We start from the raw sequence: 13,288 nt of genomic DNA on the forward strand, positions 1-13,288 counted from the left end.
CAGGGAAGCATAAAGTGAAAAGAATCCACCTTACTACCCGCGCTTTATTGATGACGATGACTGCGGCCTTTAGCGCCACAGTTGCATTCGCGGCCAATAAAGACGTGTCCAAAGAAAAAGTCGTCAGCCTGACCAACATCACTGAGGTCAGCCCTGGTGTGTATGTGATTGAAGACAAGCAGCATATTTTTCTGGTGCCTAATGTCACTATCATCACTGGTAAAGAAGCAGCGTTGGTAGTCGATACTGGCCTGGGTACTGCCAGCGCGCAGTTGGTGCTGAAAGAGGCACGCAAGCTGGCTGGCAACAAAAAACTCTATCTGACCATCACCCATTTTCACCCTGAACACGGCTTTGGTGCACAGGTCTTTAAAGGTCAAGCTACCATCATCTACAATCGTGCCCAACGTGACGAGCTACGCGTGAAAGGCGAGACTTTCCGTACTCTGTTCTCAGAAAAACTGGGCGTGAACGAGGCCATGAAAAATGTGCATTTTGTGGAACCGGATATTGTCTACGACAATGAAGCATCTGTCGACCTTGGTGGTCGCGTGGTAAAACTCAACTACTATCAGGCAGCACATACACTTGGTGACCAGGTGATCTCTATACCTGAACAGGGTGTCGTCATCCTGGGAGATTTACTGGAGACAAAATCCTTCCCTATCATGCCCTGGTTTCCTGATTTGAAAGACACGGATGTTGATCCGCTGAACTGGCGCGAAATCTTTCGCAAGGTCGCGGCCACCAATCCCAAGATTGTCATTCCAGGACATGGCAATATAGGCACTGCTGCGGATCTGGATGCGTCAGCACGACATATGGACATCGCCCGCGAGGAAGTGAGTCGGCTATGTGCTGCCGGCAAGGGCCTGGATGATATCCAAAACTTGCTGATCCCTGTTTTGACTGCTCAACACCCTGACTGGGACTTGAAAGACTGGATAGGTATGGAAGTGCAGGTGTACTACGAACGCTTGTGCCATAAATAGCATTTGCAGGTAACGCAGGACACGACTTGGGTAGGCAGATATGATGTGATCACCAGCAAACTCATCTTGCTGATTTACCACACTCATTTGCTAAGCTTGTTTGCTACACTTAGCCTTGGCAAAAGTGACGCCCCGCCCCGGGCCATAGCATGATCGACTTTCCAGCAGTACGGTTCACAGGCATAAAAGAGAATAAATGACTTATGGATTTTCATGGAATTGACCTGAATCTGCTGGCAGCCTTCGATGCGCTGGTGAACGAACGCAACGTGACGCGTGCCGCAGCGCGGGTCGGCGTAAGCCAGCCAGCAATGAGTGCGGCGCTATCGCGCCTGCGCACGCTGTTTAATGATCAGCTATTTCTGCGTACTGCGCATGGCCTGTTAATGACGCCCAAGGCCAGGGATCTTGCTGAGCCAGTTTCTCAGGCACTCAGACAGATTGAGTCAGCGCTATTACCAAATCCTCGATTCGAGCCAGAAAAGGCGTCAATCACATTCACGCTAGGCCTGTCTGAATATCCGGCCTTTGTGTTATTACCTATCCTCGTCAAAGCACTGGAAAAACTTGGCCCAGGGATTTCACTGGCTGTGCATGCGATAGGCAGCCGTGACAGTGCCGTCGATTTGCTTGATGCCGGCACCATCGACGCTGCGGTCGGCGCGCCTCCTAACATTGCAGAAAAGCGCATATTGAGCAAGCCTGTCATGCGCGACGAATTCATTACCATAGTCCGACGCAATCACCCGGCCGTCCAGCAAGAGATGGATATGCAGACCTTTCTTAAGCTAAGCCATGTACTGGTCTCACCCGAAGGGGACCGCTACGGCATGGTCGATCAGGCATTGGCTCATACCGGCAAACGGCGCAAGCTAGGTCTTACCTTGCCACAAATGTTTACCACCCCGTCCGTGGTCGCTCAGACCGACATGGTAGCGACCGTGATGCGGCGGATTGCTCAGCATTCGCGCGATTGGCGAAAGCTGACTGTATTTACGCCGCCGGTGCCAATACCAGAAATGGTCTTCGACCTCATGTGGCATAAACGCAATGATACACATCCGGCGCAGCAGTGGCTGCGAGAGCAAATTGCACGGGTGGCGGGGTCGTTGTGACCCACTGAATTTGTTCATAAAGTTCAAAGTCCTCCCTACAGAGTCATTTGACGTATATTTGACATATACAGGATACCTGTATATATTATTGTTATATACCGATATACGAGAGGAGCAAAAAATGACTGCCAATGAGCTCAAAGCTATCGTCCGTCGTTTCAATATCGAAGTGATACAGGATGGAAAGCGCGCTTCATTCGATGAATTGATGAACAGTGACTTCATCAATAAATCAGCACCGGAGGGAGCGCCAGCAGGTGCTGAGAGCTTGTGGGATTTTTTCCAGAATGTTTTACGACCTGCCTTGTCAAATTTCCAGGTTACCATTCACGATCAGATTGCTGAAGCGGATAAAGTAACGACACGGAAGACCTTGTCAGGCCTGCACACCGGACCACTCCTTGGCATTGCGCCTACCGGTCGTCAGGTCGCGATTGATGTGATTGATATTGTTCGCATACGCAATGGCAAATACGTTGAACATTGGGGACAGAACAGTCTGCCCGGTGTCCTGACTGCACTGCGGGCAGGGTAATCACTCGTCCAGAGGGCCTTTTATCTCAGCAATTTTTCTTAACACCGGGATGCTGGCTTTGATGGCAAGCAGGTCGGCCTCTGAAAGTTTTTTCCCTATGACTTCAGCGAGCCATTGCGACCTGGCATCCTTGGCCGATTTCAGGAAAGTGTTACCGGCAGCAGTAAGAACAACCAGGCTGCCACGTTTGTCTTTCGGGTCTGGTTCGCGAACAACCAAACCGTCGGCTTCAAGATTTCCAACAACTTGCCGCATGCTCTGGTGCTTGACGTTTCTGATTTCTGCCAGGGCAGCAACGCTTTGAGGGCCTGCACGGTCAAGCTGCACCAGGGTTTCACTTTGAGCCGAAGTCGGACCGTCCACCTGGGCACGTACAGTACGCACAAAGTCACTTACTGCCTGACGCAGCGCTTCTGCCAATTCAGGCAAATCTGGCGAAATATCTCCAGATATTTCTTTTTGTCGTTTCATATGAACGCTTTGCTTATATCAATGGTCATCGTCAGTGGGGTCTGTGGAGGTCTGTTGGGTCAGCCTGGAGTAATCCTGGAACAGGACGATACGGCGCCCTCTTCCAAATTGTGGAAATAACCTTTTTATGCTCCGATAAACTAAGCCAGTAAGGATAATAAGCTTGTGGTCGGGTACGCATGGCGCATTTTCAATAACGGATGACGCGACGTGAACTCGTTGATATTCACTTTACCTCAATCGCTTCTACCCTGATCAGTTCACAAGCGCCAGCTCCGGTATCGTCGCGGGTCAGTGATGAACGCCAGTGCCATCCATCGACTGCCCTGGCTTCAACGAGTTGACCACGTATCTTGACGACCTGACCGACGCGCACATCTTTCATGATTTTTTCCAGTGCGGGCGTGGTAGGGATCAAATGCATATTCGCGCTATGCGTGGCGATTTCTGTGGGAGGCCGTGGCGGCTCCTTTTCCCAGCGATAGAAATAGAAACGGTTACTCTGCCCTATCGACAATTGATCAAGGACAGCCGTATCTGACATGGAGCCCCAGCCCAGTGCAAGGTCAACCGGGGCCAGATCAGCTTCACGGTCAGATGAGTAGGTCTGCTTGGACAGGACTCGTGCTTCTATCGTAAAGTCAGCCAGTGCAGTCAGCTTATAATTGTTTTGATCGTAAGTCTTACCAGAACTGAGCATGGTCTGCACCGGCTCATCAGGTGCAATGCTGCCTGGCGGCACTGGCAGGGGTCGATTGCGCCAATGCTGGACTGAAAAGATCACGATGATGACAGCCAGCAGTAATTTCCATAGAGACATAGGTGATCGCCTGAACCTTGGTGTTAGATTGCACGGTTTATTTTTTCACTTCCATCATATTTGAATTTCTTGCTCAGATGTATTCTTTGGACAAACATACTGGATGCAGTAGCAACATCCAGACATTTTCACACTTGAACATCTTTCATTGCAATGCCCGGCACTGAGCCTGTCAGTTTGACTCATCCTTGAAGTGCTGGCGAAAACTCTTTCCAGGCGCATCAAGTATCAAATCCCCGTTTCTTTTCTGCCTATGTAATTTACTTTATTTTCGTTCGGACTTGCGGTTTTACCTGCTCCGGTTTTTAGCTTAAGCAGAAAGTACCGGAGCATGTTGACATATATGTCCATGATGCCTCTCGCATATCGTTCCATGCAGGTTCGCACCCTGACCTCAGGTCGTTTTAAGTGCACATAGATTGGCTATCAACGCGCATTGGACACCCGTACAAGCTCCCTCTCAACATCAATTGTTAAAAAATGTGAGATAAATTTTAGTGTCTCTCCTCTCAAAATAGCAGAGTGCTTGAGTACACCAAGATTTAACATTGTCTTTTTTGCAATTTCAATGTAATATGTCACAAATTCAGTGCCAAATAAATAAAATATGAATTGCAACTCTTTATGCAGAAAAAGTTTTTGCATATGCGCAAGCTGAAAATTTCCAATAATTAAATTGCTATTTAAATAATTATTAATTTAGTAGTTTTACTACATTTTTATTTATCTTTTAGTCTTTACATTCCGTTACATCTTTCTTATTTTTACAGAAGACTTAAGCAAATAACCGTCATCTGAACGTAACATCGAAATGCTACTCTCCAAAACTTGTCAAGGAGGTAACTCATGAAAAGCACGCTGAAAAGTATACTTTTGGTTGACGCATCAGAAGAAATGCGGCCCGTATCAGCCGCCCTTGAAGAAGCGGGGTTTGCGATATCGCACACCTCGCTGGACCGTGTTATCAACGCGTCACAGACAAGCACCCCTGCGGCGATGATGTTCAGCATGCTGGGACGGCTTGATACGCCGGGAATACGAAACCTGCTACGCTCACCCAAGATGCCGCATGGTATTGCGTCCATCGCCATGATACGTAGCGACCTCTTGCCCACCTTTGACTTTTCCATCGGCTTCGATGATTTCATCGTCTATCCGGCGCCCTCCGACGAAGTCAGCGCCAGGACGCGGCGAGCCATCTTCATCAAGTCGGGTGTGGAAAGCGATAACACCCTGCAGGCCGGTGACCTGCGCATTGATCTCGGCAACTGCAAGGTATTTATCTGCGGCAAGGAGATCGACCTCACTTATACAGAATATGAACTGTTGCGTTTCATGGCAACAAACAGGGACAAGGTATTCACCCGCGAGGTATTTCTGAACCGGGTATGGGGTTACGACTTTTATGGCGGTGTACGAACGGTGGACGTACACATACGACGACTTCGCAGCAAAATTGAAGACAATGAACATACCTTTATTGAGACCGTGCACAATGTCGGCTATCGCTTCCACATCAATGAACAAACACCACCGCCAGTCATCAAGCCTGTCACCCCTACCATCAACCTGAGTGCGTTCTGAGGCGCCAGAGTAGCCATTTACCTACCTCACTCACCTACCTCATTTAGTTACCCTAACCACACACTAACCCACACCATATCGCCACGCATACCGGAAAATCATTCGAGCGCTGACATATTGTCAGAAGCATGAATGGCTATCCGGTCAGGGCTGACCGGCATCATTTTTATGTTCACGAATTGAGCGCAGGCTGGCAACTGCCAGGGCCTAAATTTTGCACACCTTTGCTATCAGTACAAAGAGTTTGATTTTTTTCCTGCTTCAGGCACACCCTGTATAGTCACTTTCTTGCCGGATTCAATAAATTTCTGAAGTGACCAGGGCGCAATGCGACCCCATATTGAATGGCAGGCGGCGATATCCATGCTTACATCACATGGACATCGCCGACACTTTTTCGCTTAGTCAGAAAATCAACTGACAGCAGCTGGCCCTTCAGGCGATGCCTGATTTTCATCAACGGGTGTTGGGGCAGTGAAAGGCAATGCTTGTGACATTGCCAGGGCCAGCGTCTGTACTACGGGTTCCTGGGTGATGCCCAGGTGCGTACCCCCGACATGGATAACATGCAGCGAGTCACCGATCAAAGGTGACCAGTCGCGGTCACCCAGTGCTTCGGCCTCGGCAGTAAACTGATAGGTTGGTACAGCCAGAGGTTTGGGTTCGTAATTAGCGCCCATGACCAAAATGGAACTCATGTTATCAGCCCAGCGCAACACTTCGGTCAAGCCCAGCTCTTCGGGGAACAGCCCCATGAGCTTGCATTGCTCCAGCGCTTCGGCAGCAGTCTTGGCAGCGTGCAGAATCGCCCAGCGTTCTGCTGCCAGCCCTGGATGCAGGATTTCCACGTAGATCAGCAACACCTTGAGGTCGGTCACTTCATCAGCCCAGCCTTGCTTGAAATAAGGGCGATAAGTATCGATCAGACCGAGGAACTCCACCTCTTCGCCGCTGGCAACGATCTGTGTGGCAATCTCGTAACTGAGAACCCCACCGAAAGAATGCCCGGCCACACGATAAGGTCCCTTGGGCTGTATTTTGCGTATCGCCTGCAAATGCTGCGCAGCCAGCCCTGGCACTGAATCACGGCAAGACTCTTTGGTCAGCGGCAAGCCATAGACAGGGATACCCTCGCGTAAGTAACGGGAGAGCGGGAACAGAGGGAAAATATCGCCGGTAATTTCATGGACCAGGAACAAGGGCCTTTGCTCGCCCTGCTCACGCATGACCACCGCGCCACCCATCCACAGACGGGTTTCGTCACCAAACATGATGAACTCGGCCATCGTTTTCACAGTCGGGTGCTTGAAGAATGCATCCAGCGCGATATTGAGCCCGACCTGGCGCATGCGGCTTACAGCCACGACAGCAATAAGGGAATGCCCGCCCAAGTCGAAGAAATTGTCATAGCGACCGATCTGGGTGCGTTTGAGTATGTCTTCCCAGACGGCTGCAATGCGTGTCTCTACGTCGCCTTCCGGTGCCACATACCCTTGTACTGCATCGCTGCCATCAGGTGCTGGCAGCGCTTTCCTGTCGAGTTTGCCATTGGGTGTCAAAGGGATTTCTGGCAGTATCACGAAAGCCGATGGCATCATGAAACCAGGCAAGACCTGCTTGAGGCGCGCCTTGAGGCTATCTATCAATAGAAGCTGGGTGTCATTCTCAGCATCAGTTTCAGTTTCAGTCTCAGCAACGGCGTCAGCGTCGACACCGTCACTGGTCGTCATTTCAGTTATCGCCAATAATGATTCTGGCGCAGTGTCAGCGCCAGGTACAGGCTCTTGCTTCACCACCACATACGCCACAATCTGCCGGTTATCGGGGTTATCTTCTCTCACAATGACCACCGCATCTTTAATGCCGCTGTGTTGCAGGCAGGCACTTTCAATTTCCCCCAGTTCGATGCGGAAACCACGTACCTTCACCTGATGATCTGCCCGCCCCAGGTATTCGAGATCACCATTCGCCCGGTAGCGCACTAGGTCACCGGTAAGGTAGAGGCGGTCACCGGCTGTTGTACTGAACCGGTTAGGCACGAATTTTTCTGCGGTCAGCCCAGGCCTTTGCAGATAGCCACGCGCCAGACCGACACCGCCAATGTAAAGCTCGCCTATCACGCCTTGAGGTACCAGTTGGCCTTCCTTGCTAAGCACATAGAATTGATTATTGGCGACGGGTCTGCCTATGGTTTCAGTTGCCCTGGATTGACGCAAGGCGAAACTCGAATAAGTCGTGCCTTCTGAAGGGCCATACAGGTCATAGACATGGCCGATGCCAGTTTCTGCATACAGGCGGTCTACCAGATTGGCTCTCAGCGGTTCGCCAGCCAGATTCAAGACCCGCACTGAAGGTGGGAAAGTCTGACGATCAAGCAATGCCTTGGCAGCCGATGGGACTGTATTGATCAAGGTAATTTGCTGCCTGCTAGCCTCGTCAAGGTTTTCCAGGGCAAGGATGTTGTCGATCAAAATGCAGGTATGCCCTGTCGTCAGCGGTAAAAACAGTTCGTAGATGGACAGGTCAAAGCACAGTGAAGTACCGGCCAGTATGCCGGTACGGTCACTCTCGGGCAGCATACTGCACGCCCAATGCAGCAGCGACACGCCACCCTGATGACTGAGTGGCACGCCTTTCGGACGGCCAGTGGAGCCGGAGGTGTAGATCACATACGCCAGTTGACGCGATGACACCGCGAAGCCCGGATTGTCAAACCTGTCCTGCCATGCGTTGTGATCATCGACACACAAGGCCTTGGCGGCATCAATATCCAGGCTGTCCTGCAAGGCGGCGGTGGTGATCAGGGCAGCCATGTCGGCATCGCCCAGCAGGTATTCGACCCGCGAGGCCGGATAAGCCGGATCAATAGGCACATAGCAGGCACCTGCTTTCAACACACCCAGCAGGCTGACAATGCACTCTGCCGTGCGCGGCAGGCAAATGCCCACGCAGGCTTCCGCAGTCACGCCCCGTGCCAGCAAAGTATGTGCGACACGGTTCGCCCGGCGGTTCAATTCACGATAACTGATACGTTGCCCATCGCGAACAAGCGCAATCGCGTCTGGTGTTTTTTCAACCTGTTCTTCAAACAGACCATGCAAGGATTTCTGCTCGGGGAAATCCATCTCAGTCGCATTCAAATCCAGTACCAGACGGTGACGCTCTTCATCGTCAAGTACATCGATAGATTTCACACCCTGCTCTGCATCATCAACCATAGCGGCAAGCACATTTTTGAAATAACCAACCCAGCGCTCTATCGTGCTCCTGTCAAACAGATCAGTGACATAGCTGAAGCTGCCGACCAGATAGCCGTCCACTTCACGCATCGACAATGTCATATCGAACTGTTCGATATCGTAAGGTATGTCATGCGGTGCCACGGTCAGGCCTGGCAAGTTGAAATCACTCTGCGCATTATTCTGCAACACCAGCATGACCTGGAACAACGGACTATGCCGCAAACTGCGCGGTGGCTGAAGCGCATCAACGACTTGCTCAAAAGGCAGATCCTGGTGACTGTAGGCATCCAGCGTCATGAACTTGATCTGCCTGATCAGGTTGCGCACACTGGGGTTGTCACTGAGATCAGCACGCAGCGCCAGGGTATTGACAAAGAAGCCGATCAGGCCCTCCACTTCGGTACGCTGGCGGTTTGCCGTCGGGGTACCTATCACCACATCGTCCTGCCCGCTCAAGCCTGACAGCAAGATGGCAAATCCCGTGTACAAAGTGATAAACAAGGTGGCGTCATGCTGGCGTGTAAAGTCATTCAACTGCCTGGTCAATTGCTGGTCAAGCGTAAATACCACGCTGCCGCCGCGATGGTTCTGGTCGGCCGGGCGCACCCGGTCGGTGGGCAATTCCAGCAATGCCGGTGCGCCACCGAGATGATTTTTCCAGTAATCGAGCTGGTTTTGCAGTATGTCGCCCTGCAACCACTGGCGCTGCCATGCCGCATAGTCAGGATATTGTATCGGCAAGGCTGGCAGGCGATGTGGCCGGTCATCGCGATTGGCTGAGTAGAATTCAGCCAGCTCTTCCATCAGTATGCTCTCAGACCAGCCATCTGAAACGATGTGATGTGTCGTGATCAATAACACATGCTCTTCGTCAGACAGGCACAACAGCCGCCCGCGTATCAATGGGCCGGTACTGAGATCAAACCGGGCAACGGCTTCTTCTGCCGTATGGCGTTTGACCAGCGCTTCGCGTTCTTCTGCTTCACAATGTTCAAGATCGATCAGCGGTAACGGGAATTGCACATCAGACAGCACGACTTGCGTCGGATAGCCGCCTGCCTGCGAGAACACCGTACGCAAGGCTTCGTGCCGTTCAACCATTGCATTCAACGCTGACTGCAAAGCAGCACGATCAAGCCTGCCGCTCAGGCGCAAGGCGTCTGGCATGTGGTAGGCAGCACCACCGCCATCGAGCTGATCAATAAACCACAGGCGTTGCTGTGCCCATGACAATAGCAGCGGCTGGCTGCGGTCAGCAGGTTCTATAGCAGCGATGCTGATAGCACGGGCGCTGGTCAGGTGCAGCGATAAGGCATGCACCGTGGGGTATTCGAACAATTGACGCAATGTCACCTCACGCCCCAGCCCCTGGCGGATATGTGTCATGAGCTGCACTGCCAGCAGGGAATGCCCACCCAGTTCAAAGAAGTTGTCGTTACGGCCCACGCGTTCAACATGCAACAGGTCTTGCCATATACCGGCAAGTATCACTTCGGTCTCGCCTTGCGGTGCCTCATAGATTTTTGCAGCGAAGGCATCCATTTCCGGCGCAGGTAGCGCCTTTCTGTCCAGTTTTCCATTCGGTGTCAGGGGCAAGACACGCAGCCTGACAAAGGCAGCCGGCACCATGTAATCGGGCAATGCCGATTTCAGATGGGTACGCAATTCTTCAATATTCGCGACCTCGCTGGCAGCAAATGCTTCGTCCTGTATCAGATAGGCGACCAGGCGTTTCTCGCCGGGTATATCTTCACGTGCAATCACCACTGCTTCCTTGACGGAAGGGTGGCGGCTCAATTGCAATTCAATTTCACCCAGTTCGATACGGAAACCGCGTATTTTTACCTGATGGTCATTGCGGCCCAGGTATTCAATATTGCCATCCGCCTTAAAACGTCCAAGGTCACCGGTCTGATAAAGCCGTGCGCCCGGCTTGTCACTGAACGTATCGAGAATGAAGCGCTCTGCCGTCAGCCTTGGCCGGTTCAGGTAACCACGCGCAACCCCTGCACCGCCAATATATACCTCACCTGTCACACCTATGGGTACTGCCGCGCCGTGACTGTCCAAAATATAAATACAGGTATTGGGCAGTGGCCGGCCAATCAGGCGCGAAGAAACAACGGCATCCGTGATAACGCAGATGGCTGCATCGACCGTTGCTTCCGTAGGCCCGTAAGCATTGACCAGACGTGGTAAATGGCCTTCACGCAAGAACCATCTGGCAACAAATTCGGCGCTGACTTTTTCACCGCCTATCATGATCTGCCGTATTGCCTCAGGTACAGGAATATGGCTTTCAATCACCAGTTGATGCCAGAATGCAGTTGGCAGATTAAGTATGGTAATGCCTGCATTAATACAATGCTGCCAGAATACCGAACCGCCACCCAACCAGGCATCGGTGCGCAATGTCAGTGTAGAGCCTGAGCACAAAGAACCAAAATACTCTTCCACCGACATATCGAAACTCAGTGCGGCAAATTGCAAGACCCTGTCATTGGCATCGAGTGCATAGGTACGCTGCAATGCACCGACCAGGCTGACCAGTTGCCGGTGTTCTATCATCACGCCTTTCGGTTTACCGGTCGAACCCGAGGTATAAATCACATAGGCCAGATGGCTTGAACTTAAGCCCAGCTCACCTGCTTCCAGATTGGCGCGCCCGTATTTCGCAATTTCTGTCCAGCCCTGATCCAGCGTCAATACTTTCGCATTGCTGGCAGGCAGTGTGCTGACAAGTTTCGCTTGCGTCAGTACCATGACAGGTGACGCGTCCTGCAACATATAAGCCAGACGGTCAGCCGGATAACTCGGGTCCAATGGCAAATAAGCTGCGCCAGATTTCAGCACGCCCAGCATGGCAACAACCACTTCAAGACTGGCTTCCAGGGATATCCCCACCAGTTGATCTGGCCGTACGCCCTGCTCGCGCAGGTAGCGCGCTACCTGGTTGGCGCGGCAATTGAGTTCGGCATACGTCAGGTATTTTTCTTCAAACACGATTGCGATCGCATCTGGCGTCTTCTCCACCTGCGCTTCAAACCATTGCTGAATAACCTCGTCTTGTGGGAAATCAGTTTTGGCTGCGTTAAACCCGACTACGATTTGCTGACGTTCTTCAGGCCTCAGCATGTCAATCGCACCCAGCGTTTGTGCGTCGTCCTGGACCATAGCGGTCAGTACCTGCCTGAAGTGCTCTGTCCATCTGGCGACAGTAGCGCGGTCAAACAAATCGCTGGCATAACTGAATGCCCCCACAATCTGGTCCCCGGCTTCCTGCAATGACAGCGAGAGGTCAAACTGTTCTGTGTCGTTGGACATTCCCTGCGGGGCGAAATTCAAACCAGGCAGTGATTGCGTACTTTGCGGCGTATTGTCCAGCACCAGCATCACCTGGAATACCGCACTGCTGCTCAGGCTGCGTACAGGCTGTATTGCCTCGACCACCTGCTCGAATGGCAAATCCTGATGACTGTAAGCTGACAAGGTGGTTTCTTTCACCTGTTTCAGTAATTCACTGACGCTCATCTTGTCGTTCAGTTGCGTACGCAATGCCAGCGTGTTGACGAAAAAGCCTATCAGGCCTTCCAGTTCAGCCCGGTTGCGGTTCGCTATCGGCGTGCCGATGACAACGTCATCCTGACCGCTGAGCCTGGAAAGTAAAATCGACAAACCTGCATACAATGTCATGAACAACGTCGTGCCATTCTTTCTCGACAGCGCCCTGAGTTGACTGCTCAGCTCGGCACCCAGGGCAAGGCTTACACTGCCCCCCTGATAGCTTTGCACTGGAGGTCTTACCCTGTCTGTCGGCAATTCAAGCAATGCAGGCGCACAAGCCAGTTTCTGCTTCCAGTAAGCCGACTGGTTTTCCAATACCTCGCCTTGCAACCAGGCGCGCTGCCATACCGCATAATCGGCATACTGGACAGGCAGGCGTGGTAGAGGGTTGACAAGTCCTTGCTGATAAGCACCGTAGAGTACAGCGATCTCCCTCAGCAAGATGCCGATTGACCAGCCGTCCGATACGATATGATGGATCGCAATACTCAGTACGTGCTCGTCGCTTGCCAGCTTTATCAGGCGACCACGTATCAGCGGGCCGGTTCCGAGGTCAAATCGATTATGGGTTTCCTCTCCCACCTGGCGGTTGACTTCGGCTTCACGTTCTGTGACAACCCAGTTACTGAGGTCAACCAGTTGCAGTGGGAAATGTGCATCCTCCGAAATCACCTGCACCGGATTATCTTCGACACTGACAAATATGGTACGCAGTGCTTCATGACGTTCGATTATCGTGTCCAGCGCGGCCTGCAAGGCTGCAACATCAAGCGTGCCTTGCAACCGCAATGCCACTGACATATGGTAAGCCGCACTGGCGCCTTCAAGCTGGCCAAAGAACCACAAGCGCTGCTGCGCAAAGGAGAGCGGCAAAGGCAAGTCCCGGTCAGCCCGCCCGATCTCCTCCCCCACCAGCACCGCCGTACCCTGCCCCGCCAGCACCTTCGCCAGCGCCGCAATCGTCG

At 52.1% G+C, this 13,288-nt stretch carries 7 protein-coding genes; 4 read left to right on the forward strand and 3 right to left on the reverse strand.

Features of this window, described 5'->3' with window-relative positions:
* Positions 1-14: 14 nt before the first annotated feature.
* The 3 genes from ACO0LH_RS27315 (at position 15) to ACO0LH_RS27325 (ending at position 2,642) form a co-directional block, all read left to right on the forward strand.
* Positions 15-992 (forward strand): MBL fold metallo-hydrolase, encoded by a 978-nt coding sequence (locus ACO0LH_RS27315; protein WP_422944310.1) that lies wholly within the window; start codon positions 15-17, stop codon positions 990-992.
* A gap of 203 nt (positions 993-1,195) precedes the next feature.
* Positions 1,196-2,107, forward strand: coding sequence for a LysR family transcriptional regulator (locus ACO0LH_RS27320; RefSeq protein WP_422944311.1), 912 nt, complete (start codon positions 1,196-1,198; stop codon positions 2,105-2,107).
* 121 nt (positions 2,108-2,228) lie between these two features.
* Positions 2,229-2,642 carry an ester cyclase gene (locus ACO0LH_RS27325; protein ID WP_422944312.1) on the forward strand — a complete coding sequence of 138 codons (414 nt, stop codon included), beginning with the start codon at positions 2,229-2,231 and terminating at the stop codon, positions 2,640-2,642.
* On the opposite strand, the gene ACO0LH_RS27330 is transcribed toward ACO0LH_RS27325, so the two are convergent.
* Both ACO0LH_RS27330 and ACO0LH_RS27335 read right to left on the reverse strand, forming a co-directional pair.
* The gene (locus ACO0LH_RS27330; protein ID WP_422944313.1) at positions 2,643-3,113 is read right to left on the reverse strand and encodes a MarR family winged helix-turn-helix transcriptional regulator; all 471 of its coding nucleotides are present in this window, start codon (positions 3,111-3,113) and stop codon (positions 2,643-2,645) included.
* 226 nt (positions 3,114-3,339) lie between these two features.
* Positions 3,340-3,933: a hypothetical protein gene (locus ACO0LH_RS27335; protein WP_422944314.1), complete on the reverse strand. Its 594-nt coding sequence runs from the start codon at positions 3,931-3,933 to the stop codon at positions 3,340-3,342.
* 846 nt (positions 3,934-4,779) lie between these two features.
* Here ACO0LH_RS27335 and ACO0LH_RS27340 point away from each other — a divergent pair.
* Complete coding sequence (locus ACO0LH_RS27340) at positions 4,780-5,517, forward strand: winged helix-turn-helix transcriptional regulator (RefSeq protein ID WP_422944315.1); 738 nt, start codon at positions 4,780-4,782, stop codon at positions 5,515-5,517.
* A 413-nt stretch (positions 5,518-5,930) separates the two neighbouring features.
* On the opposite strand, the gene ACO0LH_RS27345 is transcribed toward ACO0LH_RS27340, so the two are convergent.
* On the reverse strand, positions 5,931-13,265 hold the full coding sequence (locus tag ACO0LH_RS27345) for an amino acid adenylation domain-containing protein (protein WP_422944316.1): 7,335 nt from the start codon (positions 13,263-13,265) through the stop codon (positions 5,931-5,933).
* Between the last annotated feature and the right edge of the window lie 23 nt (positions 13,266-13,288).

Origin of the sequence: Undibacterium sp. TJN19 (genome assembly GCF_049339485.1) — a bacterium.
Classification (GTDB): domain Bacteria; phylum Pseudomonadota; class Gammaproteobacteria; order Burkholderiales; family Burkholderiaceae_D; genus Undibacterium.

Coding starts and splice junctions, on each gene's coding strand:
- ACO0LH_RS27320 (WP_422944311.1), top strand. CDS start 1,196: ATGGATTTTCATGGAATTGACCTGAATCTGCTGGCAGCCTTCGATGCG.
- ACO0LH_RS27340 (WP_422944315.1), top strand. CDS start 4,780: ATGAAAAGCACGCTGAAAAGTATACTTTTGGTTGACGCATCAGAAGAA.
- ACO0LH_RS27330 (WP_422944313.1), bottom strand. CDS start 3,113: ATGAAACGACAAAAAGAAATATCTGGAGATATTTCGCCAGATTTGCCT.
- ACO0LH_RS27325 (WP_422944312.1), top strand. CDS start 2,229: ATGACTGCCAATGAGCTCAAAGCTATCGTCCGTCGTTTCAATATCGAA.
- ACO0LH_RS27335 (WP_422944314.1), bottom strand. CDS start 3,933: ATGTCTCTATGGAAATTACTGCTGGCTGTCATCATCGTGATCTTTTCA.